Annotated in this window: 22 protein-coding genes; 18 read left to right on the top strand and 4 right to left on the bottom strand. The window is 29.1% G+C overall.

Annotated elements, in window-relative coordinates:
- Window positions 1-241: 241 nt before the first annotated feature.
- The 14 genes from BN2920_RS19670 to BN2920_RS19605 all read left to right on the top strand — a co-directional run bounded on the left by BN2920_RS19670 (window position 242) and on the right by BN2920_RS19605 (window position 16,666).
- The gene (locus tag BN2920_RS19670) at window positions 242-2,929 is read left to right on the top strand and encodes a sigma-54-dependent transcriptional regulator (RefSeq protein WP_058296660.1); all 2,688 of its coding nucleotides are present in this window, start codon (window positions 242-244) and stop codon (window positions 2,927-2,929) included.
- A gap of 31 nt (window positions 2,930-2,960) precedes the next feature.
- Window positions 2,961-3,260, top strand: a complete 300-nt coding sequence (locus BN2920_RS19665; RefSeq protein WP_058296659.1) for a PTS sugar transporter subunit IIB — start codon at window positions 2,961-2,963, stop codon at window positions 3,258-3,260.
- 258 nt (window positions 3,261-3,518) lie between these two features.
- Window positions 3,519-3,839: a PTS lactose/cellobiose transporter subunit IIA gene (locus tag BN2920_RS19660; RefSeq protein ID WP_058296658.1), complete on the top strand. Its 321-nt coding sequence runs from the start codon at window positions 3,519-3,521 to the stop codon at window positions 3,837-3,839.
- A gap of 82 nt (window positions 3,840-3,921) precedes the next feature.
- On the top strand, window positions 3,922-4,230 hold the full coding sequence (locus tag BN2920_RS19655; protein ID WP_058296657.1) for a PTS sugar transporter subunit IIB: 309 nt from the start codon (window positions 3,922-3,924) through the stop codon (window positions 4,228-4,230).
- Window positions 4,231-4,503: 273 nt separating this feature from the next.
- Window positions 4,504-5,811, top strand: coding sequence for a PTS sugar transporter subunit IIC (locus BN2920_RS19650; RefSeq protein WP_058296656.1), 1,308 nt, complete (start codon window positions 4,504-4,506; stop codon window positions 5,809-5,811).
- A 335-nt stretch (window positions 5,812-6,146) separates the two neighbouring features.
- Window positions 6,147-7,082 (top strand): phosphate ABC transporter substrate-binding protein, encoded by a 936-nt coding sequence (locus tag BN2920_RS19645; protein ID WP_058296655.1) that lies wholly within the window; start codon window positions 6,147-6,149, stop codon window positions 7,080-7,082.
- A gap of 344 nt (window positions 7,083-7,426) precedes the next feature.
- Complete coding sequence (locus BN2920_RS19640) at window positions 7,427-8,785, top strand: 6-phospho-beta-glucosidase (protein WP_058296654.1); 1,359 nt, start codon at window positions 7,427-7,429, stop codon at window positions 8,783-8,785.
- A 391-nt stretch (window positions 8,786-9,176) separates the two neighbouring features.
- Window positions 9,177-9,485 (top strand): PTS sugar transporter subunit IIB, encoded by a 309-nt coding sequence (locus BN2920_RS19635; protein ID WP_058296653.1) that lies wholly within the window; start codon window positions 9,177-9,179, stop codon window positions 9,483-9,485.
- 248 nt (window positions 9,486-9,733) lie between these two features.
- Window positions 9,734-11,146, top strand: coding sequence for a glycoside hydrolase family 1 protein (locus tag BN2920_RS19630; RefSeq protein WP_058296652.1), 1,413 nt, complete (start codon window positions 9,734-9,736; stop codon window positions 11,144-11,146).
- Between the two features lie 444 nt (window positions 11,147-11,590).
- Window positions 11,591-13,768 carry an N-acetylmuramoyl-L-alanine amidase family protein gene (locus BN2920_RS19625; RefSeq protein WP_058296651.1) on the top strand — a complete coding sequence of 726 codons (2,178 nt, stop codon included), beginning with the start codon at window positions 11,591-11,593 and terminating at the stop codon, window positions 13,766-13,768.
- Between the two features lie 432 nt (window positions 13,769-14,200).
- Complete coding sequence (locus tag BN2920_RS19620) at window positions 14,201-14,572, top strand: Lin0368 family putative glycerol transporter subunit (protein WP_058296650.1); 372 nt, start codon at window positions 14,201-14,203, stop codon at window positions 14,570-14,572.
- Window positions 14,573-14,914: a Lin0368 family putative glycerol transporter subunit gene (locus BN2920_RS19615; RefSeq protein ID WP_058296649.1), complete on the top strand. Its 342-nt coding sequence runs from the start codon at window positions 14,573-14,575 to the stop codon at window positions 14,912-14,914. It abuts the gene before it with no gap.
- Between the two features lie 20 nt (window positions 14,915-14,934).
- Complete coding sequence (locus BN2920_RS19610; protein ID WP_058296648.1) at window positions 14,935-15,186, top strand: SemiSWEET transporter; 252 nt, start codon at window positions 14,935-14,937, stop codon at window positions 15,184-15,186.
- 52 nt (window positions 15,187-15,238) lie between these two features.
- Window positions 15,239-16,666 carry a 6-phospho-beta-glucosidase gene (locus BN2920_RS19605; RefSeq protein ID WP_058296647.1) on the top strand — a complete coding sequence of 476 codons (1,428 nt, stop codon included), beginning with the start codon at window positions 15,239-15,241 and terminating at the stop codon, window positions 16,664-16,666.
- A 360-nt stretch (window positions 16,667-17,026) separates the two neighbouring features.
- On the opposite strand, the gene BN2920_RS19600 is transcribed toward BN2920_RS19605, so the two are convergent.
- Window positions 17,027-17,749 (bottom strand): MurR/RpiR family transcriptional regulator, encoded by a 723-nt coding sequence (locus tag BN2920_RS19600; RefSeq protein WP_058296646.1) that lies wholly within the window; start codon window positions 17,747-17,749, stop codon window positions 17,027-17,029.
- A gap of 67 nt (window positions 17,750-17,816) precedes the next feature.
- Window positions 17,817-20,483, bottom strand: coding sequence for a sigma-54-dependent transcriptional regulator (locus tag BN2920_RS19595; protein WP_058296645.1), 2,667 nt, complete (start codon window positions 20,481-20,483; stop codon window positions 17,817-17,819).
- Window positions 20,484-20,832: 349 nt separating this feature from the next.
- On the opposite strand from BN2920_RS19595, the gene BN2920_RS19590 reads away from it, so the two are divergent.
- The 3 genes from BN2920_RS19590 (at window position 20,833) to BN2920_RS19580 (ending at window position 23,053) form a co-directional block, all read left to right on the top strand.
- On the top strand, window positions 20,833-21,153 hold the full coding sequence (locus tag BN2920_RS19590) for a PTS lactose/cellobiose transporter subunit IIA (RefSeq protein ID WP_058296644.1): 321 nt from the start codon (window positions 20,833-20,835) through the stop codon (window positions 21,151-21,153).
- A 78-nt stretch (window positions 21,154-21,231) separates the two neighbouring features.
- Entirely contained in the window at window positions 21,232-21,537 is a 306-nt protein-coding gene (locus BN2920_RS19585) for a PTS sugar transporter subunit IIB (protein WP_058296643.1), read from the top strand.
- Window positions 21,538-21,721: 184 nt separating this feature from the next.
- Entirely contained in the window at window positions 21,722-23,053 is a 1,332-nt protein-coding gene (locus tag BN2920_RS19580; RefSeq protein ID WP_058296642.1) for a PTS sugar transporter subunit IIC, read from the top strand.
- Between the two features lie 102 nt (window positions 23,054-23,155).
- Here BN2920_RS19580 and BN2920_RS19575 read toward each other — a convergent pair whose 3' ends face one another.
- Together BN2920_RS19575 and BN2920_RS19570 are read right to left on the bottom strand one after the other, a co-directional pair.
- Entirely contained in the window at window positions 23,156-24,055 is a 900-nt protein-coding gene (locus BN2920_RS19575) for an SDR family oxidoreductase (protein ID WP_058296641.1), read from the bottom strand.
- A 119-nt stretch (window positions 24,056-24,174) separates the two neighbouring features.
- On the bottom strand, window positions 24,175-25,035 hold the full coding sequence (locus BN2920_RS19570; protein ID WP_058296640.1) for a glycoside hydrolase family 16 protein: 861 nt from the start codon (window positions 25,033-25,035) through the stop codon (window positions 24,175-24,177).
- Window positions 25,036-25,204: 169 nt separating this feature from the next.
- Here BN2920_RS19570 and BN2920_RS19565 point away from each other — a divergent pair, with 169 nt between their 5' ends.
- Window positions 25,205-26,536, top strand: a complete 1,332-nt coding sequence (locus tag BN2920_RS19565; protein ID WP_058296639.1) for an ABC transporter substrate-binding protein — start codon at window positions 25,205-25,207, stop codon at window positions 26,534-26,536.
- Window positions 26,537-26,838: the final 302 nt, after the last annotated feature.

The following is a 26,838-nucleotide window of genomic DNA, read 5'->3' as shown; positions in this document are numbered from 1 at the left end:
TAAATGGCGTATGATATGATTCTATAATTTTTAGTAATAAAAATATAGAAATGATAAATGATTAGTTTAATTTTGTTTTAAATATTGCAGATTTATGCAGAAAGATGGAAAATGACTATAGCTAAAGCAAGATCATATATAGATAAAGTAATGTGTATATGCTATTATATAATATATATTTTAAATTATTATTTGGTTTATCGGAGTTATATGTCGAAATCATATAAAGGGAGTAATAAGCATGAAAAGAATCGAAGTAATATTAGAAAAATTGAAGGAGATGACCGAATTAAATCAAAATGGTGTATCTGCAATAGAAGTTGCAGAAGCACTAAACCTTAATAGAGCGAATGTTAGTAATGATTTAAACAAGCTTGTTTCAGAAGAAAAAGCATCAAAGATAAAAGGAAAACCAACACTATTTAAGTATCTAATTAAAGAAAACGTTAACCCTAAGAAATCTATATTGGATAGATTTTCAGAGCTGAATCCAAGCCTCTATTCTGCTATAGAACAAGCGAAAGCTGCTATATTATATCCACCAAATGGAATGAATATGTTAATATTGGGTGAAACTGGGGTTGGTAAGTCAACTTTTGCTTCATTAATATATAAATATTCTATAGAATCAAAAGTAAAAAGTGAAAATAGCCCATTTATAACATTTAATTGTGCTGATTATGCAAATAACCCACAATTACTTTTGGGGCAAATATTCGGCGTAAAAAAAGGAGCTTATACTGGTGCAGAACACGATAAAGCAGGGCTCTTAGAAAAGGCTGATGGGGGAATTTTATTTTTGGATGAAGTTCATAGATTACCTGCTGAAGGTCAGGAAATGTTTTTTACATTTATAGATAAGGGAATATACAGAAGACTTGGTGAGACTGAAAGTGAAAGAAGTGCTAAAGTTCTTATAATAACTGCTACTACTGAAGATCCAAATGCAACGCTATTAAGGACGTTTACAAGAAGAATACCTATGGTGATAAGTATTCCACCTTTAAGAGATAGATCTATGGAAGAGAGATTCGATTTAATAAAAGGTTTTATGATTGATGAATCTGCAAGACTTAAAAAAAGCATTAAGCTTTCAGTAAATTCAATAAAAGCATTTTTATCATATGATTGTCCAGCTAATGTTGGTCAGCTTAAATCAGATGTTCAATTAGCTTGTGCAAAAGCATATGCAGATTTTTTGTCATCTAAAAATAGTGAAATAAGAATAAGCAGTTTGGACCTTCCACCATATATTAGAGAGGGATTATATAAAGAGGTAGAGCACAGACAATTATGGAATAAGCTTATAGACATAAATAAGAGATATTGTATATTTGATAAAGATGAAGATGGAATGTTCTTTGATGAAAATTCAAATGATGAAAATATATATGAAATAATAGATAGAAGAACAAGGGAACTTAAAAATAAAGGATTAAAAGGTATAAGTTTAGAAGATGAAATAGAGAAAGATATAGAAGATTATTTTACTAAATATGCAAATAAAGATAGTTATAAAATTGATATAACAAACATCAGAAATATGATTGAACCAGAAATTATGAAGGCCATTGAAGAAGTGATTTTATTTTATGAAGAAGAATTAAAAATAAAGCTAAATAAGAAAATATACTATGGATTGGCTGTTCATATAAACAACTCAATAGATAGAATTAGACGTCATAAAAAAATAATAAACCCACGATTAAATACAATAAGGCAAAGCTATGAAAAAGAATTTAACGCTGCTTTAGAATCACTAAAGATACTTGAAAGAAGTATTGATGTAAGTATGCCAATTGATGAAGCAGGATTTATGACAATGTTTTTAGTATATAATGATAGGACAGAAAAAATTGCTAGCAATAATATAATGGTAATAATAATTGCTCATGGAATAAGTACAGCAACATCAATGGCAGATGCAGTAAGCAGCTTACTTGGATGTAAAAATATTTTTGGAATAAATGCTCCTATAGAAGAAAAACCAAAGAGCGTTTTAGAAAAAACTAAAGAATATATAAGAAAAAACTCAATTGAATCTGATATATTATTTCTAGTTGATATGGGCTCATTAACAACGTTTGGAAGAGAAATTGAAAAGGAATTTAACATAAGAACAAGAACTATACCGTTAGTTAGTACTCTTCATGCAATAGAGGCTGCAAGAAAATCTATGATGGGATATCCTTTAGATGAAGTATATAAAGAAACATTAGAAGTTAATAATTTATATGATAATAACATATTAGACTATGAACCAGATACTAAAGAAAAGAAACTAGCCATAATGACAGTATGTACAACTGGAGAGGGAGGAGCAAAAACTATTAAAGTAATGCTTGAAAAGAGTTTAAACTTTGATAGCAATTTAATTAAGATAATACCAATTAATTTTATAGGTAAAGAGAATATTTATGAAAGAATAAATAAATTAAAATTTAGCTATGAAATAATTTGTTTTGTTGGCCCTTTTGAATTGGATGTTGAATACCCTCAGTTTATGCTTGATGATATAATGAGTGGTAAATGTATCCCTGAAATACAAAAGCTTATTGATGTGGAGAAAACTCTTATAAAAATGGAAGAAACACTTGATTCAAAATTAAATCATGTTGATGGAAAAGGAATAATAAAAGATATAAAGAAGTTTAATAATACAATTAAAGAAGATCTTAATGTTTATTTGAACAATAATATATTTATAGGAATAACATTGCATATTGCATGTATGATAGATAGGATTATGGATAATCAGCCAGGAGATGAATTTGAGAATAAAGAAACGTATATAAAAGAAAATATGGAGTTATATAAAGCTGTTAAAAATGCATGTACTCCATTAAACACAAAATATTCAATAATTATTCCTGATGATGAGATATGCAGGATAATGACATTTTTAAAAGAGGGCTCTACAATAAAATAATATATTTTCATTTTTATGAAAGGAGAAAATCATGAGGACAATAACATTAATATGTGCAGGTGGATTCTCTAGCAGTATGTTATTAAGCGAGATGAAAAAAAGTGCTGATAAAAAAGGATTGGATATAAAGTTTAATGCAATTTCTGAATCAAAGTTTGAGCAATATAAAGATGAAACTGATATTTTATTACTTGCCCCTCAGATTAGATACTTAGAAGAACAAATATTAAGTAAATATAATATGGATAAGATTAAAATTATGATTATAGATAGTATTGATTATGGATTAATGAATGGAGAAAAGGTATTAACTGATGCTTTAAATTTATAATTGAAACACTTTTGTTGGAGATATCACATATATAAAACACATTTTTAATGTGTTTCATATATGTGTTTTTTATATGAAACATATAAAATATAAAAACAATAGATAGAAAACTTAGAAATGGCGCAGATTTATAAAAAACTTAAAAAATTTTTTGCATTTTTAAAAATTGGCACGCAACTTGCTTTATATATTAGTGTAAGACACATCAAAAAAATAATTAGAAATTAAATATATATTTTAGGAAAGAGGTAATTAAAAATGAATGAATTAGAAATGGCAATTATGAACATAATCGTTAATGCAGGAGATTGTAAAAATCATTGCTATGCAGCACTTAATCTTGTAAATGAGGGAAAGTATGATGAAGCAGATGAAGAAATGAAATTAGCAGATGCAGCTATAGCAAAAGCTCATGATGGTCAAACATTCTTCTTACAAAAAGAAGCAGGCGGAGAAAAAATTGATTTCTCAGTATTATTTGTACACGCACAAGACCACTTAATGACAGCAATTTCAGAAAAATCATTAATAACTCAAATTATGGAATTGAGAAAAGTTGTTAATACATTAGTTAAATAATAAAATTTTTAATTTACTTATTAGCATAGATAATAAATTAGGAAACAAATAAAAGCAATAAGGATTTTAGGAGGAATAAATTATGGTAACAATTAGATTATTTTGCGCAGCAGGAATGTCAACAAGCTTATTAGTAAATAAAATGAAAGAAGCTGCTACTAAAAAGGGAATAGAAGCAGATATAGCAGCATTCCCGGAAGGACAAATGCATGAGCATTTAGAAGGAGTAAATGTAGCATTACTTGGACCACAAGTAGGATATAGATTAGGAGCAGCTAAAGAAATATGTGGACCTAAGGGAGTACCAGTAGATGTAATTCCAATGGTTGATTACGGAATGATGAATGGAGAAAAAGTATTAGATTTTGCTTTAAAATTAGCAGGAAAGTAGTACTATAAACCATGTTGCTAATGAGGAAGAAAGTTTTTATTTATAAATTTAAGAACATTACATAAAGATATAGATATAATCTTACCTTCTTCATTAATAACTAAGGAGTGTGTAACTTTAGAAAAAGATAAATCCAATGACTAACTAATATCTTATAAGGTATAAATTTAATTAATATATGAATTTATATATTTAGTTATCATTGATAAATTTATAAACTTTAAGTAAACGTATACTGAAAGTATGCGAAAGAAACAAAGGAGGAAGACACGTATGTCTATAAGTCAAAAGCTTAATGAAACAGTAATACCAGCTGTAATGAAATTTGTAAACTTAAAACCGGTGGTAGCATTAAAGGATGGTATATTGTTTATATTACCATTAACATTAATAGGATCAGTATTTTTATTACTAGCTCAAATACCATATCAACCATTTAATGATTGGATGGCAAGTATGCTGAGTTCAAACTGGACAGAGCCGTTAATGCAAGCATATGGTGCATCATTTAAAATTATTGCATTAGTTGCAACTATGGCAATTGCGTATGTGTATACTAAAAATGAGGGGCATGAACCTTTTTCAGCAGGAGTTATATCTTTAGTAGTATTTTTATTAACAACTAATTCTTATGTTACACTTGAATCAGGAGAAAAAGTGAGTGAAGTTATTCCTAAAGCCTGGACAGGTGGAGAAGGAATGGTTACAGCAATTATTATAGGTTTATTGGTAGGTATGATTTATTCATGGTTTTTAAGAAAGAATATCACAATTAAGATGCCAGCTGGAGTTCCACAAGGTGTTGCGAATTCTTTTGCAGCTTTAATTCCAGGAGCAGTTATTATTGTAGGTGCTACTATAATATATACAATATTTAAATATGGTTTAAATACAACTTTTATTGAATGGATTTATAAAATGATTCAAACACCACTTCAAGGATTATCAGATTCACTTGGTGGAGTAATTGTTATGTGTTTCTTAATACCATCATTATGGTGGTTTGGAGTTCATGGTTCAACAATTGTTGGTGGAGTAATGGATGGTATATTAATTACTAATGCTACATCTAACCAAGCAATCATTGATTCTGGATTACCTTTAACAATAGAAAATGGTGGACGTATAGTTACACAACAATTTAAGGATTGTGTAGTTAACTTATCAGGTGCAGGTGCAACAATTGGTCTTGTAATTTGTATGCTGTTCCTTGCTAAATCAGCACAATCTAAGCAGTTAGGAAAACTTGCAATAGTTCCAGCATGTTTTAACATTAATGAACCGGTTATTTTTGGTACACCAATAGTTATGAATCCATTTATGGCAATTCCGTTTATAGCAACACCAGTTGTTATAGGTGTATTACAATATTTAGCGATTTCAATGGGATTAATTCCATTATATACAGGAGTTGTAGTGCCTTGGACAACACCACCAATAATCAGTGGTTTCTTAACTGGTGGATGGAGAACAGCATTATTCCAAGTAGTTGTAATTGCAATTTCAACAGCTATCTACTTCCCATTCTTTAAGAAAGTAGATAACATGAACTATGAAAATGAAAAGTCAGCACAAAACTAAGCATTAGAATTAGATATATTAAATAATCCAAACATAAAAAATTATATAATATATAAATATCTTCATTAATATTAATGATGAAATATATATAAGAGGCCTTATTCTTGGGGATAAGGTCTTTTTATTTGTTTTATTTCAAATATTAAAATATTCTTTTTGATTATAATTTTTATTTATTGGTTCTATGATAGATTGAAAAATCTTATGTTAAAAATATAAAACAAAACTAAAATTAACTTTAACATAACCATAATAATTTATTAACTTTACAAAGATAAAATTAATCCTGTAGATAAAAACTAAATCATTCAAAATTTAGAAATGAGGTAAAGATGATGAAAAAGAAATCATTAAAAGTAATATTGACTACATTAATAGTTGGAATGATGGGATTTAGCATGATTGCATGTGGAGGCAGCGATGGTGCTAATAAAGAAGGGGATAACAATAAACAAGCACAAGAACAACAAGAAACTCCAAAGGAAGAAAAGTTAAGTGGGGCAATAACAATAAGTGGTTCATCTGCATTGCTTCCTTTAATGGAAAAATCAATTGAAAAGTTTAATGAAAAATATCCAGATGTAGAAATAAGTGCACAAGCAGGAGGATCAGGTACAGGACTTTCTCAAGTATCAGAAGGAAGTGTAAATATAGGAAATTCTGATGTATTTGCAGAAGAAAAATTAGATGCAGATAAAGCTAAGGAATTAGTTGATCATCAAGTTGTGGGACAAGGTTTTGGAATAGTAGTAAGCAGTTCTCTTGGAATTGATAACTTAACTAAAGATCAAATTAAAGATATATTCTCAGGAAAAGTTACTAACTGGAAGGAAGTTGGCGGACCAGATAAAGAAATATTTATAGTTCATAGAAAATCAGGCTCTGGTACAAGAGCTACTTTTGAAAAAACAGTTTTAGATGGTGATGCTTCTTTAGAAAATGATTCACTTGGAGTAATGCAGGATTCAAATGGTGCAGTTCTTGAAGCAATGAAAGCAAATGACGGTGCAATTAGTTATTTAGGACTAGCTTATATGAATAGTGATGAAGCTAAATCAGCATTAAAAGTAGTAAGTATAGATGGAGTAACTAGTGAAACTAAAAATATCTGTGATGGCTCATATCCATTCTGGTCATATGGACATATGTATACAAAAGGAGAAGCAACTACTCCAGCAAAAGAATTCATTGAATTTATTACAAGCAGTGATAATGTTGATAGTTTAGAAAGTTTAGGATTTATAAATGGATCAGAAATAAAAGCTAAATAGTAATTAGAAGTTTAGTATGAAATAAAGGTCTCAATTCTGCTCATTTTGCAGAATATGAGGCCTTTATTTTTGCTTAATCTAAAATTATATATACATAACTTTTTTATTCATACTCATGAAAATTAGTTTATATAGAGATAAAACAATTATTATATAGATTAAAACAGGATGTTTTTTTTTATAACAAATAACAACAATAAGGTAAGTGTTACTAAAAGGTAAAAATAGAAGTAATTATTTTAAAATTATGATAATGTAAAGGTATAACAAGGCTATGCATAGCTAATAATCTTAAAATTTAATTGTAAATCGTGAATTGTGAATTGAAGAAGGGGGACTTAAGCATGATAAAGGATAAAATTAAAATAGTTACTATAGGTGGAGGATCAAGTTACACTCCAGAATTAATTGAAGGTTTTATAAAGAGAAAAGATGAACTCCCTATTAATGAAATATGGCTTGTAGATATAGAAGAAGGTAGAGAAAAATTAGAAATAGTAGGAGCAATGGCTCAAAGAATGGTTAAGGCAGCAGGTCTTGATTGGAAAGTAGTATTAACTCTAGACAGAAGAGATGCATTAAAAGGTGCTGATTTTGTTACTACTCAATTTAGAGTGGGTCTTTTAGATGCAAGAATAAAGGATGAAAGAATACCTTTAAGTCATGGAATAATTGGCCAGGAAACAAATGGGGCAGGAGGTATGTTTAAGGCATTCAGAACAATTCCAGTAATACTAGATATCATTGATGATATGAGAGAATTATGCCCAGATGCATGGCTTGTAAACTTTACTAATCCATCAGGAATGGTTACAGAAGCTGCCATTAAATACGGTGGATGGGAGAAGACTGTAGGTTTGTGCAATGTTCCAATAAACTGTATACATAGATGTGCAGAAGTTTTAAATAAGAATACAGAAGATTTAACATTTAAATTTGCGGGATTAAATCATTTCCATTGGCACAGAGTTTGGGATAAAGAAGGAAATGAAATAACTGAAGAATTAATAGGAAAATTGTATGATCCAGATCAAAAGCAAGAACAAGAAGATTCTGGTGTAGCAAATATAAAAGATATTAAATTCAATTATGAACAAGTTAAAGATTTAGGTATACTACCATGTCCATATCATAGATATTACTATATTACAGACGATATGTTAAAAGATGAACTTGAAGAATATAAGAATGGTGAAACAAGAGCAGAGGTTGTTAAGAGAACCGAAGCTGAATTATTTGAATTATATAAGGATCCTAGTTTAGATTATAAACCAGAACAGCTAACCAAAAGAGGTGGAACACATTATAGTGATGCAGCTTGTGAGCTTATAGCTTCAATATTAAATGATAAGAAGACAAACATGGTAGTAAGTACAAAGAATAATGGTGCTATTCATGATTTACCATATGAATCAATTGTCGAAGTTTCAAGTATAATTACTTCAAGCGGTCCACAACCAATTAACTGGGGAAATTTTGATTCAGCACCAAGAGGAATGGTTCAAGTGATGAAAGCTATGGAAGAATTAACTATATCTGCAGCCGTTACAGGAAACTATGAAAGAGCACTTCAAGCATTCACAATTAATCCATTAGTACCAAGTGGTGAAATAGCAAAAGAATTATTAGATGAAATGCTAGTTGCACATAAAAAACACTTACCACAATTTGCAGATAAAATAGCAGAAATTGAAAATAAATAATTTAGAATAGACAATGTGTATTTATCATATAAATACTTTTTTATAAGTAAGCCCTATAATATAAAATTTATATAAAAAGCATAGGTAGCCACTTTTTATGATATTATTTCATAAGATAGCTACCTATTCTTTTTTATAAAAAATGAAACACATATATGCTGTGTTTCGTTTTTTTTATTTAAAACAAAACACATTGAATAGAACAAATAATGAAGTTCAATAGATGTAAGCCTAGAAATATAGGGGATAAAGAAAAAATAATGATTTTATATAAAGTTGGCACGCATATTGCTATATAATATAGTATAGGATAAAACAAAACAATTTAAAATTCAAATTTAAACGTTTTAATAAATATAAACGATAACTTATATTATAGGAGATGATTTTTATGGTAACAATTAGACTATTTTGTGCAGCAGGAATGTCAACAAGTTTGTTAGTAAATAAGATGAAGGATGCAGCTAGCAAAAGAGGACTTGAAGCAGATATAGTGGCATTCCCAGAAAGCCAAATGCATGCAAATTTAGATGGCGTAGATGTAGCATTACTTGGACCACAAGTTGGGTACAGATTGGCGTCGGCTAAAGAAATATGTGGACCTAAGGGGGTTCCAGTAGATGTTATTCCAATGGTTGACTATGGAATGATGAATGGTGAAAAAGTTTTAGACTTCGCTTTAAAATTGGCAGGCAAATAATAAGTAAATTATTATTGATACTTTACTATTATTATAAAATTCAAGTAAAAAGGGAATTATATTTTAAAAATATAATTCCTCTTTTACTTTATATATGCAAAGTGATAAAACGTAGTGTTTTATCATAAAACAAATAACATAAATCTGTAAGATGTCACTAAACAAGGTATATGGCACAATTCTTATTTATTAGATGGTATAATCAAATCAACTAAATAAGTATATTAATTAAGAATGGAGTTGTTTTTATGTTTCATAAAAAATTAAAAGAATTTCCTAAAAACTTTTTATGGGGAGCATCAACATCAGCTTATCAGGTTGAAGGAGCATCTTTAGAATATGGAAAAGGTCCTTCTGTGCAGGATATAAAAGAAATACCAGAAGGAACACCAGACTTTAAGGTTTCAAGTGACCATTATCATCATTATAAAGAAGATATAGCTTTATTTGCAGAAATGGGATTTAAAGCTTATAGATTTTCAATTTCATGGTCAAGACTTATTCCGAATGGAGTTGGAGAAATAAATTCACAAGGAATAGAATTCTATAGCAATTTAATAGATGAATGTTTAAAATACGATATACAGCCAATAGTTACAATGTATCATTTTGATTTACCAGCAGCACTTCAAACAAAAGGTGGATGGTCAAATAGAGAAACTATTGATGCATTTGTGAATTTTGCAAAAGTTATGTTCGAGAACTATGGCGACAGAGTTAAGTATTGGTTAACTATAAATGAACAAAATATGATGACTCTTGTTGGTGATGTTATTGGAACACTTGATGGAATTGAAACAGATAATGTTCAAAAGGAATTATACAAGCAAAACCATCATATGCTAATAGCTCAAGCAAAAGCTATGAAGCTATGTCATGAGATGTGTCCAAATGGTAAAATAGGACCTGCACCAAATATAAGTACTGTATATCCAGCAAGTTCAAAACCAGAAGACATACTTGCAGCAAGCAATTGTTCAGCAATAAGAAATTGGTTATACCTAGATATGGCTGTACATGGAAGATATAATGCAATAGCTTGGAGCTACATGGTTGAAAAAGGAATAGAACCAACAATAGAAGAAGGAGATATGGAAGCTTTAAGAAGTGGTAAACCAGATTTTATAGCATTTAATTATTATAATACTGCTACAGTAGAGGAATTTCCTGGAGAAATAGCTAATGAAAGATCTGGTGGAGATCAACAAAGTGGACATGGTGAAAGTGGAGTATTTAAAGGCGTATCTAATCCAAATTTACAAAAGACTGAATTTGGATGGGAAATAGATCCTGTAGGATTTAGAAATACATTAAGAGAAGTTTATGAAAGATATGCACTTCCAATAATTATAACTGAAAATGGATTAGGTGCTTATGATAAACTTGAAGAAAATGATACTATAAATGATGATTACAGAATTGAATACTTAAGAAAGCACATAGAACAGGCGCAATTAGCTATATCTGATGGAGTCGATTTAATTGGATACTGCCCTTGGTCAGCTATTGATTTAATAAGTACCCATGAAGGATTCAAAAAGAGATACGGATTTATATATGTTAACAGAGATGAATTTGATCTTAAGGATTTAAGAAGAATAAGAAAGAAGAGTTTCTTCTGGTATAAGAATGTAATCTCAACAAATGGAAAAGAGTTATAATAATATTTAAAAGGATTGTGGACCTGGCTAAAACAGAAATTATATTTCTATTTTTAGCCAGGTCCATAATCATTTTTAAAAAATTATTTAATTAGTTTAATCTATTTCTTTAAGATTAATTCTGAAGATTAAATGTATTTTTTAAGAATTAAACTTATATTTAAAGTTGTATTAATAGTATGAGTTATATATAAGTTTTAATTAGTATTGTTAAAACATTCAATGGAAATAAAAGGATTTAATGTAAATCATAAATTAAAACATATATTTTAAAAATAAAATATACAATTATTATAAAAAAATAGGGGAAAATTATTGAAAAAAGTAAAAATACATAGTAATCTAATATTATAAAACGAATAAATGTTAATATATAGAAAAAGATATGTTAAATTGGTTAATGTTTAAAATAATACTAAAGCAGAAAGGGAAAATATAAAACTTATGAAAAGAGACTTTTTAAAAAGAATTATTGCAATGTCTATAATGGTTAGTACAGTTTTAATGCCAATTAGTGCAAATGCAGAATGGAAACAAGATTCTAATGGATGGTGGAATACAGAAGGTGGTTCATGGTCTGTGGGTTGGAGAAATATAAATAATAACTGGTATTATTTTAATCCAAGTACAGGATATATGCAGACTGGATGGATAAATGATAATGGAACTTGGTATTTTGCAAGTCAAGATGGTGCTATGAAAACTGGATGGATTAATGATAATGGTACTTGGTATTTTACAAATCAAAATGGTGCTATGCAGACTGGTACAGTAGAAGTAGATGGAAATATATATTGCTTAGCGAATAATGGTGCCATGTTAAAAGGAAATGTAATGATAGATGGTAGGATTTATACTTTTGATGAGAGTGGAAAGAACATAAGTAATGAAGAACCGAAAGTGGGCAAAGTATTTACTAAAGACGAATCTGGTTTCATTAAAGAAAGTACCAATAATGTGAATGGAGATGCATCTAATAGTACAAGCAACTCAGATAATACTTCATCAAGTACTTCAAGCTCATCAAGTGGTTCAAGTTCATCAAGTAGTTCAAGCTCAAGTAAGCCCAAAACTACAAAAATTGATAAGATCGAAACTGTAACAAATGGAGTTATAAAAGTTTACTTAAATAATGCAACATCTAAAACTCTAGATAAAGAAGCATTTGCTATATCATGCCCAGGCTTTAATGATATGACAATTTTTAGTGTTGAAACTCCAACAGGAAAAGATAAGAATAAAGTGTATACTTTAAAAACTGCTTATTATGATGATAAAATATATACATTACATATTACATTACCATCAGGAAAGACTATAGATAAAGATTTTGAAAGTAAATATGATTGTCCATTAATAACAAATCAAAAGGTTAGAAGATTAAGTGATGATGTAGCAGATTTAAGTTATATTTCTGATGCAGAAGGAATATTCTATTATGTTTTAACTGAAGACAAGCCAAGCAGAAGCTTCTTTTCATCAAATGCTAATTTGACTGTTAATGATATATTAGATTTAGGATCACAATCAAAAATGAAGGTTGGAAGCAATAAAGTTGATATATCAAATTTAGAAAAAGGTCGCTCATATACAATACAATATGTAGCTCAAGATGTAGAGGGAAAAGTTACACCGATAAAAACTGAAACTATAAGTTCAGAAGTAATTTCTGACTCTCAAAGTTCTGAAATTCAAATAGAGGATATAAAGCCTAATAAAGAAATAATTCCAGGTGATGTTTTTGCCTCAAAATATTGGTTTACATTTGAACTTAATAAAGCTACAGATAAGCCACTTAACATAGAGAATTTTGTAGTTACATGTCCAAAAGGAACTTTGACATTAGGGAATGTTGAAACAAAAGATAATAAAACTTATAATGTATACATGAAATCAGGACACATTCCTTTTGATAAGACTTCATTTACAGGAATAATAACTTTAGAGGATGGCACTACTGTAGAAAAAGACTTTTATGTAGATTTATCTGCGCCTAATACTTTAAGAAGTTCAATTTCTAGAACAACAGAGGATGCTGTACAATTAGAACTTAGATTTGATGAAGGTGGTACAATATATTACTCTATATTAGATCATGTTTCAGAAGATACAAGTGTAAAAGATCCGAGTGATATTTATGAAAATGGAACTAAGGAAGATATTAGTTATGGTACAAATATAATTAATATAGAAGATAAAGATATTGCAGATGGAAAATATATTGCTTGGGCGACAGAAGATGAATATAAAAATAGATCATTATACTTTGAATATATAAAAATTCCAGAGTATAAAGAAGAAGAAAATAAACCAGAAGAAGAAAAGCTGAAAATAATAGATGCAGAAGTAAATACAGATGACAGAGGAAGACCATATGTTGAATTTAAATTAAATAAAGTTGTAGATATTTTCTATGATATAACAAGTAAAGAAATAACAAATCTTAGTGGAAAGGCAAACTTTACAACTGAATCTCCTAATAATCCGGATGGTTTTAGTGATGTTATTAGAATGACGATTAACAATGGAGTAAAAATTAATAAAGGTAAGCACCAAATAATATTAACAGTTAATGGTGAAAGAATAGTATATGAATTTGAAACAACTGAAGAAATAGGTTGATAAATATTTGTATTTATTAACTAAATTATAAAAGACTACTAATTTTGAATTAGTGGTCTTTTATAATTTAAGTACTGAATTTCCTGAAAATTATATATATGTTGCAATTACTTTTATACATTTTGTATGCTGGTATTTACTTAGCCTGTAAACATATTAAATGAAATTTTATTATTGAAACATATATATTAAAAATAAATAAGTATTGAAATTAAGTGTTTTAAATATACTTATATCTAAAAAGTATACTTACAATTTATAATAGATATTATTTTGGGAATCAATACTAAAACAATACGTTATAGAAAAAAACAAATGACTACTTCTAATTATATGTTACTAAAACTTGAATTGATGAGAAAAAGGAAGTCCATTATGTTATAGTAAAGTTAGGTAATTAATAGTGCAATTTGAAGTTATGGGGGGATTAAAATGAAAGATGTAAAATCTTTTATTAAAAGTGTAATAGGCCTTTCAACTGCAGCAATTGTGATAAATGGTGGATGGAGAATATTTGTAAACATATTTGGAGCCAAGGGTGGCTGGATTTCAGCTTTGACTCTCACAGGAAGTATGTGGTATATAAATCACTATTTAGGGTTAACAAAAAATAAGGAAAATGCAGTATTTATTGATATGGGAGTTGTTGTAGGACTGTCTCTAATAACTAGAGATATTATACTTAATGGAATCAGTAGTCTTAAAAGCTCATTTCCTACATTAATTTGTGTATCTATTGGTGGAATAATAGCTGGAATAGTTGGTGGATGCATACAAAAAAATAAAAAGACAGGTGAATCTTAAATGACTTATGGGGAAGTATTATCAACTATATTTGGAAGTGCAATATTTGGAATATTAGTAATATTATTTTGGAGAAAATTTGTAGATAAATTAGGATCACCTGGAGGATTTATAGCTGCTTTAATCATACCAGGAACTATGTGGGTATTAAATCATGGCATAGAGAATTCATTAATAAAGCAAAGTGGAAGTGTCTGGATTGATATGGCGATATCAGTTGGAATTGCTATGCTTATATCATCTAAGATACAAGGGGGAAAAATAAAAGAAGCCCAAGGTACATTAATTGCAGTAATAGTAGCTACAGTGTTAAGTGGATACGTTTTAACAGTAATAAATTAATAATTTGGATGCATCATAGTATGATAGGAACAATTGCAGCAACATTAACGACATTAGGATTTTTACCACAAGTAATTCAGGTGGTAAAAACTAAAGATACAGAAGCAATATCACTTGGTATGTATTTTATGACTACTATAGGAATATTTCTTTGGGCTGTTTATGGAATGATTAATAAAGATATACCAGTACTCATGGCTAATTCTATATCATTTATATCAGCGAGTATAATACTATATCATAAAATTAGATATAATAAAAAATATAGTTAATTAATAAAACTTAATTTATAGATAAATCACAGCTAGAAAAGGAGAATTAATTATGGCATTTAGTAAAGATTTTTTATGGGGTGGAGCTGTAGCAGCACACCAACTAGAAGGTGGATGGAATGAAGGCGGAAAAGGTCCTAGTACAGCAGATGTTATGACTGCAGGTGCACATGGAGTTCCAAGAAAAATAACAGATGGAGTTATTGAAGGATTGAATTATCCAAATCATGAAGCAATAGATTTTTATCATAGATATAAAGAGGACATAGCATTATTTGCAGAAATGGGATTCAAATGCTTTAGAACATCAATAGCGTGGTCAAGAATATTCCCAAATGGAGATGAACTTGAACCAAATGAAGAAGGATTAAAATTCTATGATGACATGTTTGATGAGATGCTTAAATATGGCATTGAACCAGTAATAACATTATCACACTTTGAAATTCCATATGGAATATACAAAAACTATGGCGGCTGGAGAAACAGAAAAGTTATAGATATGTTTGTAAGATATGCTACAACTGTTATGGAAAGATACAAGGATAAAGTTAAGTATTGGATGACTTTTAATGAAATAAATAATCAAAAACAAACAGGAGTAGATATATTCGCTTGGACTTGTTCAGCAGTTCAATTTGAAGAAGAAGATAATAGAGAAGAAGTAATGTATCAAGCAGCCCATCATGAATTAGTTGCAAGTGCATTGGTTGTTAAAAAAGGTCATGAAATAAATCCTGATTTCAAGATTGGATGTATGGTTTCATTTGTTCCAATATATCCATACTCATGTAATCCGGATGATATGATGTTACAAGTAGAATCAATGCGTGATAGATATTTCTTCAGTGATGTTCATGCAAGAGGACATTATGGTTCATATGCTCTTAAGGAATGGGAAAGAAAGGGCTATAACATAAAAATGGAACCAGAAGATGCTAAGATTTTAGCAGAGGGAACTGTTGATTATATTGGATTTAGTTACTATATGTCAAATGCAGTTAAATCTGATGCTGAGAATACTGAAGATTTATTATCTGGACATTCTGCAAGCGTTAAGAATCCTTATGTTAAGGCAAGTGATTGGGGATGGCAAATTGATCCAGTGGGATTAAGATATTCATTAAACACATTATATGAAAGATATGAACTTCCACTTTTTATTGTTGAAAATGGATTTGGAGCAATAGATGTTAAAGAAGAAGATGGAACATGTAACGACGATTACAGAATTGATTATTTAGCAGCTCATATTAGAGAAATGAAAAAGGCAATTGAACTTGATGGTGTTGATTTAATGGGATATACTCCATGGGGATGCATAGATTTAGTATCATTCACTACTGGAGAAATGAAGAAACGTTATGGATTTATCTATGTTGATAAAGATAATGATGGTAATGGAACTTTAAATAGAAGCAAGAAAAAATCATTTGATTGGTATAAGAAAGTTATAGTTACAAATGGTGAAGAACTTTAATAGATAACAGCAAAATAAATTAATATTTTATAATAAATCATGTTTATATCTTAGATGAAACAATATATGTATTTAAACAAGTATTTATAAAAAATTAGCCTATAGATTAGATTTTAATTATCTAGTCTATAGACTTTTTTACTTTGGAGTGTTTCTATGTACTGGTAAGCAATATGTTTATTTTATTAAAAATAAAATGCTAGATATATCAGAAAAATTATAATAATGAAACCAAAATTTGTAAAAGTAACAGATTTTATTTTCTTATATATTTTTTATATGATAATTAAGTTTATCGGCAATGTAGATAGATTTACGTAAACGAATCCATCTGAATTCTATCGATAAGTTGACATTGATTTAGTATTGGTTATGAAGTACTTTAGCAATATTTTCGATTATATACATTACAGGAACTTGAGTAGTTATATCTGCTATTCCAACTTTTTCTTGATGTATGTAATATGAAATATTTAAATCAGATATTTTGGAAATTGTACAATTTTCACTGTTAGTTATGCTGACAATTGAACAATTTTCTCTTTTAAAATTATTAATTAAATTTATAACAGATTGAGTTTCTCCTGATACTGATAAAACTATAATGACACAATTTTCATATGTCTTATAATTTGTTGGAAAATATGGATCATCAATATAAGTGGCAAATTTACCAATAGCTGAAAAATATCTAGCAGCATATTTGCAAATTATACCTGATGTTCCAGAACCTAAAAATACAAGATTGCTTGATGAATTTATTAATTCACATATAGTTTCAATTTTTTCATCAAGCTCTTCAGTATTTAATTTTTTGAAGTAATCAATAATTATTGATTTATCGCCATTAACTTTCTTATTATCATTATTTTCAATGTATAGTTTTAATTTTACTTTAAATTCAGAGTAACCGTTACAATTAAGCTTTTTACAAAATCTTAATATAGTTGTTGTTGAAACATGAGCTTCATCAGCCAATTCTCTAATTCTCATATAGACTACTTTTTCTATGTTTTTCATTATATATCTGTATAGCATTAGCTCTAGGTCATTCAAGTTTTTTATTATTTCATTACTAAACATAATAATCAACCTTTCTCATTATAATGATCAATTACGTTAATTATATCATTAACATAAGTTGATGTCTTTATTTAGAAGAGAAATGTTGTATTAAATAACATATATCATTGTCAGTGAATTCAATGTTATACTTATTTCTTATGAATATGATACTTTCTTTTATTATATTATAAAGAGAAAAGTTTTCTTTTATATAATTTTCCTTATTAGGATATACCACAGTTTTCTCATTATTTCTAAGCCTTCCAATAAGGAATGATAGATGAAGTGTTATACCAACAAGCTTTTCAGAAGTTAAATGAATGGAAAGCTTAGTTTGTAATTCAGATAAAAATAAATTAATATCATCGGTTAACTCTGTTCCTGAAATGTTTGGAATATTTTCATTCAGTATCATAGGAATATTTGATAGTGCTATTTTAGTATTAATTAAATTCTGCATTTCATTTAATGATTTACCACTAATGGTGTCAGACATAGAAAATTGTTTAACTCCTAAAGAATCCACAGGAAAAGATGATACTAAAAATAGGACCTCATTGTAATATTCGTAATTATGAACCATCTCTATAAAATCATTTTTATCAAGGCAGTTTAAACATATTATATCAATTAAATCTTTAGGATATTGTAAATTTACAGTTAAGAAATCTTTTATAGCAGCAGAGCCACCTTCACCAGTTAAACAGGCTGTGATAATTAAGCGTTTGTTACTTGGAACAGAATGATTATTTAAATTCTTATGTAATTGTAAGTAAGAATTAATCATAATTACATCATTATAAATTTCATTTAAGGATAATCCAAGTAATGCTTTACGTGTAGCTTCTAAAACATGTAGAGTTGAAGCTAGTGATATAATTTTTAATTTGACACCTAACTCATCACGAATTGTATCTGCAAAGGTTAATAAAGATCCCATGTCAACTAGTAATAAGTATCCTGAATCAGATGGATTTTCATTTATAATAAGTTTTAAATGATCAAGGACCTTTGATGGGGGGATATCTATTGGTGCATTAATTGGAATAGCATAGTTCTCACCAAGTAAAGTATTAACTACATTACACATAGAAGTAGCTGTTGATTCACCGTGAGCAATTAAAATTATTTTAACCTTATCAGGAATATTATTTTTTATAGTAACATCAGGTATTAAAAATAATGTAATATATCCAGCTTCATCAATTGGAATTGGTCGATGCAAAAAGTCTTCTAACATTTTTTTTACTTCTAATGCAATAGAAAATTCCACTGGATACAAATTTCGTATTTTATCTAGATTAGGGTTATTTATCATTTTTCTGCTATGAACTCTTTCAATTAAAGTATTAACATGAAGAGCAAATGCTGTATAAAGATTGTTATCAAATGTTAAACTCAGATTCTCAGAAATATAAGATACAATATCATCATAGCATTCTAGTACATCTGGAGAAATTATTGTCAAAAGATTTTTTTTATTAAAATCTTTTGATATCATAGAAAAATTGTTTTGAAAGTGTTTTGCAATATCTTTTTCTAGTATATTTTCAATATCTATATCAGAAATATCAAGAGATTTTAATTTTTCTAACTTATTTTCAATAAAATCATATATGGTATTTTCATTGCTACTAAATAATTCATCATTATCTGTGTTATTTCCATTAAATCTGAAAAATTCGATTTCTTCACTCATTAAATTATTCCATAATACTCTATGCTCCTTTTCCTTATAAAGACCTTCCTTTATATAAGATGGAAGGGTGCTGCTATTGATTCTAACATCAATTCTTACATTAGTTAAAAATTCAGAGTATGCTTTTGCACAAAGCATTTGAACATCACTTTTCAATTGTCCTATATTATTTGTACATTCATAGGAAAGTAATGCCCTAAGAGTATTTAATGATACATATAATTCTTTATTTAAACGAATACTTTCATGCTTAAAAAAGCTTTTTATCAGAAATAAACGCTCTTCTAGGGTTCTATCTTTAAGAGAAGGAATATTTATTATAATAGGAATTCTTCTTCTAAATGTATTTAAAAGTGCAGAGCCAGGATCTTCAGTTGTGGCGGAAATTATTAAAACATCAGAAGATCTAGTTTGAGAATCACCAATACGTCTAAAGTTTCCGGTATCTAAAAATATAAATAATGCTTCTTGGCCCTCAGGTGGTAATCTATGGACTTCATCTAAAAAAAGTATTCCACCATTAGCTTGTTCTATAAGGCCTTCTTTATCACTTTCAGCACCAGTATAGGCCCCCTTTTTTACCCCAAAAAGCTGTGAGGTTAATAGTTGAGGATTATTAGAGTAATCAGCACAGTTAAATGTAATAAAAGGAGAATCTTCAGATTTTACATTCATTTCTATGGCGTAATTATGCATAAGTGAAGCAAACATTGATTTACCAACACCAGTTTCACCCAAAATCAAACAATTCATTCCTTTTGGAGGGTAAAGAATAGATGCTTTAGCTTGTTCAATTGCAGGTTTTAATGAGATATTATTTTTAGATAATAAATCTAATTGTGAATCATTATTTGATTTTTTTTGGGAAGCTAAGAAGTATAATACAGGCCTCCCAGTAGATTTTATTAGTTTACCCTCTTTACACAATTCATTTAGTTCATGACTAAGATTTGCTCTAGACATGTTCGCTATTTCGGATAAACTTTTCGTATCTATTCCTTCTGAAAATTGCAATTGGAGAAATTTTTGATATATTAACTCTTTCTTTGTCATTTGGAACCTCCATGAAATATTAAATTCATTGATAACTATTACATTATATGAAAATAATAACATAATTTAAATTAAAAGGTCAATTATAAATATTTTAGTGTTTAAATATATGACTAAAATTTAAAACACTAAAATATTCTCACACACACTAAAAAGAAACTAGAAACACTAAAAAATACGTTATAAATTATAAAATTTATAAAAAAATAATAATATTGGACAAGTATAGAAATACCGAGACCTTTAAATAAATTGCTATTAAAAAATAAACACAGTGGATAGTGTTTGGCACATGAATTGCTCTATATATGAGTGTAAGAAGCGATAGAAGAAACTAGGAGGTATAGTAATGGAACCATTAGAATTAGCAATAATGAACATAATAATAAATGCAGGAGATTGTAAGAATCATGCATATATGGCATTAGGTAAAGTAAATGAAGGTAAGTATGATGAAGCAGATGAAGAAATAAAATTAGCTAATGAAGCATTATCAAAAGCTCATGATTCTCAGACAGAAATGCTTCAAAAAGAAGCAGCAGGAGAAAAGGTTGATTTTTCTATATTGTTTGTACATGCTCAAGATCATTTAATGACAGCAATTACTGAAAAAAATTTAATAGAGCAAATTATGGAGTTAAGAAAAATAATAAACACATTAGCTAAATAATTAATTAAATCAATAATAACAATAAAATGATAGTCTATTAAATATATTATATATAAAAATAAAAGGGAGGAATTAAATATGACAAAGATTAAATTATTTTGCGCATCAGGAATGTCAACAAGTGTATTAGTAAGCAAAATGAGGGAAGCAGCTAAAGCAAAGGGAGTAGAATGTGAGATAAATGCATATCCAGAATCTCAAATTGATCAACATTTAGATAGTATGGATGTAGCATTACTTGGACCACAAGTAGCTTACACACTATCAAAAGTAAAGGAAAAATGTGACCCAGCTGGTGTACCAGTTGAAGTTATTCCTATGATTGATTATGGAATGATGAATGGTGCAAAAGTATTAGAATTAGCTCTAAAGCTAGTTAAATAATTATTAATCAACTATACCAATGAAAAAATATTTCTAAGAATCATAAAAAATTGAGGTAGGGGAATGTATTCTTGGAAGTAAAGAGGTTAAGGGGTAGATATCATATAAGGGATAATAATAACAAATTATTTATTTGTAATTATTTATAAAAAATTTAAATTATATTTTAAAGGAGGAATTTATCATGTCTTTTAATCAAACATTAAACGAAAAAGTAGTTCCAGTTATAATGAAATTCGTTAACATGAAAGGTATTATAGCTTTAAAAGATGGTATGCTTTACACATTACCATTAAACATTGTTGGATCGTTATTTTTATTAATAGCTGCTTTTCCATTGGAATCATTCACTAACTTTATGGCAAATACATTTGGTCCAAACTGGAATGATCCATTATACAAATGTCAAGGTGCTACAATGAATATAATGGCACTTGTAGGTCTTATAGGTATGGCTTATGTTTATGCAAGAAATGAAGGCGTTGAGCCAATGTCAGCTTCAACAATTGCATTAAGTACTTATTTAATTCTTAATAATAATTTTGTTATGTTCACTCCAGAAGGCGCTACAGAATCTGTACAAGTTGGAAGCGTAATTCCAATGACATGGACTGGTGGACAAGGTATGTTTACAGCTATATTAGTTTCTTTATCTGTTGCAGCAATATATGCTTGGTTTATCCACAAGGATATAAGAATTAAAATGCCAGAAGGTGTGCCAGAAGGTGTTGTTAACTCTTTCTCAGCATTAATTCCAGCAGCTGCAATCCTTATAGGTGCAACTTTGATTTATGGAATATTCAAATTTGGATTTAATACTTCATTACCAGAAATGATTTATAAGTTTGTACAAACACCATTACAAGGAGCTTCAGATTCATTAGGTGGAGCAATGTTAATCGCATTCTTCGTTCCATTTTTATGGTTCTTTGGAATTCATGGGGGAGTTACTGTTGGTGGAATGGTTGGTACTTTATTGACAGCTAACACTATGGACAATGCAGCTTTACAAGCAGCAGGTACATTAGATTTAGCTCACGGTGCTCACATAGTTACACAGCAATTCCTTGACAACTTTATCAACTTATCAGGTTCTGGTCAAACAATAGGTATAGTTATATTTATGTGTTTCCTAGCAAAATCAGCTCAATTTAAGCAACTAGGTAAATTATCAGCACCATCAGCTTTATTTAACATTAATGAACCAATATTATTTGGTACTCCAATAGTAATGAACCCAATAATAGGTGTTCCATTTATAGCAGTACCAGTTGTAAATGCAATATTATTATACTTAGCAATTAGTACTGGAATACTTCCTCCAATGGGTGGACAATTACCACCATGGACAACTCCACCAATACTTTCAGGTTTCATTTTAGGTGGATTTAAATATGCTTTAGCACAAGCAGTATTATTGGCAGTTGGATTTGTTATCTACTTCCCATTCATTAAGAAGATAGATACAATGAACTATCAACAAGAACTTGATGCAGCAAATGGAGTTCAAGCTTAATTAAAGCCCTTTTATTAACAATTTAAAATATATTGAGATTAAATTTCTAAAAGTAAAGTCCTATGTTTGAAAAAACACAGGGCTTTATTTTTAAATTTAAAATTATGAAGTGATAAATGAGCCACCGTTTATATGAAGAACTTCACCAGTAACATAAGTTGAATCGTCAGAAGCTAAATATACATATGCAGGAGCAAGTTCAACAGGTTGACCAGCTCTTCCAATAGGGGTATCAGTACCAAATGTTGTTATATACTCAGCAGAGAAACTTGAAGGCTGCAGAGGGGTCCATATAGGACCTGGAGCAACAGCATTAACATTTATTCCTTGGGAAATAAGTGAAAGGGCCAGTGATCTGGTGAATGTGACTATAGCACCTTTAGTTGCTGAATAATCAATAAGAAGCTTATGCCCTTTATAAGCAGTAACAGATGCTGTATTAATTATTTTGGAACCTCTTTTAAGATATTTTAATGCAGCTTTAGTAAGATAAAACATTGAAAATATATTTGTGCGGAAGGTATCTTCAAGCTGTTTTGATGAGATGTCTTCTAATTTGTTTTGAGGATATTGAACGCCTGCATTATTAACTAATATATCTAAATGTCCAAATTTAGAAATTGTATTTTCTATTACTTGGCTGCAAAACTTTTCATCTTTTATATCTCCTGAAAGCAGAATACATTTTCTACCTAAAGACTCAACATAATTTTTGGTATCAATTGCATCTTTATGCTCATCGAGATATACAATAACTATGTGTGAACCTTCTTTTGCAAATGCTACAGATACAGCTCTTCCAATACCACTGTCTCCGCCAGTGATTACAGAAACTTTATTAGTTAATTTGTTACTTCCTTTATAGTTGGGATCATCGAAAATAGGAGGTGGGTTCATTAAGTACTCAAGTCCAGGTTGCTTATTTTGGTGTTGTGGTAAAAAAGAAATTGGCTTTTTTTTACATTCCTCTTTGTATCCTAAATATTTATATTTAAAAGACAAATTTAATCCTCCATATATATTAATCTAATAAAATATATGCAGAGGATTAAACTCTAAATACTTAACAACAACATTATTATTATTATTATTATTATTAATCTATAAATTTAGTTTGTATATTAATTAGATTCATATACACGTACATAATCTACGTACATCTTTGCAGGAAATTTTGTTGTGTTATCAGGTGATTTTGGCCAGTTTCCGCCTACAGCAACATTTAGTAATAAGAAAAATGGTTTGTGAAAAGCTTCATTATTTTTAATAGTATCATTTGGGATATAGTAGCTACTATTATTTAAGGGCACAGGACCTATTATAGCTGTGTTGTATAAAACATCATCTACATACCATTTAATATAAGAAGGAGTCCATTCTATTGCATAGACATGGTAATCTTCAACATTTTCTATAGATAATTTTGAACCAAAAGTATTTGGTCCATTATTATTCCAATGGATAGATCCATATATATCTTTTTGCTTACTAACATTCTCCATAATATCTATTTCGCCACAATATGGCCAGTCTTCATCGCCATTAAAGCTACTTCCAAGCATCCAAAAAGCTGGCCATATTCCTTGGTCGGATGGAAGTTTTATTCTAGCTTCAATTCTTCCATAAGTAAATTCTTGAAGTCCTTTAGATTTTAATCTAGCAGAAGTATATTGGCTATCACCAAAATTTTCTTTCTTTGCTTCTATTATTAAGTTACCATTTTCAATTCTTGAATTATCATTTCTGTTTGTATAATATTGCAATTCATTATTTCCCCATCCGCTATTACCTTTCCCAATATCATAGGTCCAATTATTAGTATTTATAGTGTCTCCATCAAATTCATCACTCCAGATAAGCTTCAAGCTATTATTTTTATTAGAATCGGCTATGTCATCAGCATATGTACAGTTTGTAAAAATAATTTGTGATGAAATAATTAGAACTGAGATTAGAATAGATTTAATGTTAAATTTCTTCATGTAATACCCTCCAAAGCACTTTTAGTATATGTTAATTATACATTATTAATCTCATATAAAATACATATTAAAGAAGATTTTTCTATGAACTTATTGTGTTGAACAGTGAACGTTGATAATATTAAGTTGTTCAAAAAATGAACTCAAGAACAAATTAGGGGGATATGGTATGAATAAAATATTAAAAAAATTAATTACACTAGGAATGATAACAATTATTGGTAGTAGTTTTATAGGATGTGGAAGAAACACTAGTATTAATGCATCGAATGAAAACAATGCAAAGCAAGATGGAAAAATAGTTGTAGAATACTGGTATGGCCTTGGTGGAAAACTAGGTGAAAATATGGAAAGCATAATTAGTGATTTTAATAAATCACAAGATAAATACATAGTAAAAGGTGTAGCTCAAGAAGATTATGATACTACATTTAAAAATCTACAAGCTGCTATTGCAGGAAATAAAACTCCAGCATTAGCATTATTAGAAAGCGATAAAGTTAAAATTCTTTCAGATAAAGATTTGCTTTCAGATTTAAGCAAATGCACAACAAACGACTCAGATTATAATGATGAAAATTATTTAGAGTCATTTATGGATATAGTAAAAAAGGAAGACAAATTGATTGGATTTCCTGCGTATGGAACTACACAACTTTTATATTATGACAAGAAGAGTTTTGAAGATGCTGGAGTAAATCCAGAAGAAATTAAGACATGGATGGATCTTGCAAAAGCAGCAACAAAATTAACTAAAAAAGATGGTGATGAAGTAAAATTTTATGGATGGGAACCAATGTGGGGACCAGATAATTTAGTTGATGCATCATTAAGCAATGGTGGAAGCTTATTAAGTGAAGATGGAAAAACAGTAACTATTAATTCAGATGAATGGGTTGAAGTTTGGGAAAGCTTTAGAAAATGGATTCATGATGATAAAACTATGAAAATTCATTCATCTGGACAAGGTTGGGAGTATTGGTATGCAACAATAGATGATGTAGTTAAAGGTAAAGCAGCTGGATATACTGGATCATCAGGGGATCAAGGAGATTTAGATTTCACAAAACTTGGAGCAATGGAACAACCTGCATTTAAAGAAGGTAAGGAAGCTAAACCAGTAGCAGAAGGAAGATATTTTTCAGTTCCAGCAGGTGTTAATGAAGAACAGGTTCAAGGTGCATATGAATTTATAAAATATTTCACAAATCCTGAAGTAAGTGCTAAATGGTCAATAGCATCAGGATATATATCAGTTAATAAATTGAGTGCAGATACAGATGCTTTTAAGGATTATATTTCAAAAAATCCGCAAGCAGCATTCCCAACATCACAAGCATCACATGCTAGTTCTGTATTCAGTGACCCGACAGATGGTAAGATTTATGATGCTCTAAAAGTAGCAGCTGATAAAGTTGAAATAGAAAATGCATCAGCTAAAGAAGCATTAGATGAAGCACAAAAAATAGCACAAAAGGCTCTTGATAGTGCTAATAAATAATGGACGTAGAATCAGAGTTTAGAGTATAACAACCGAAATTCAATATATGATATGCTCGATTGCGTAAATATTTCAGCCCAAAATTCTAATGAAAGAGGTTGTGCCCAAAAATGTTTTCTCCAAAAACAAGTTTTGGAACAGCCTCTGCCAAAGAATTTAAAAGCTAAAATTTCTAATACAATACTACGCATAAGCAGAGAACCCAAATCTTTGATTTGGTGTGAATCGCTTACCCAGCGAACGAATGTGAGTCGGGTATTCATATATTCAATTTCTTTGTTTTTCTCTAAAATCACAAATAA

It is taken from the genome of Clostridium neonatale (assembly GCF_001458595.1).
Classification (GTDB): domain Bacteria; phylum Bacillota; class Clostridia; order Clostridiales; family Clostridiaceae; genus Clostridium; species Clostridium neonatale.
Note: the sequence above shows the minus strand (reverse complement) of the source record. Positions and strands in the feature narration are given on the sequence as shown.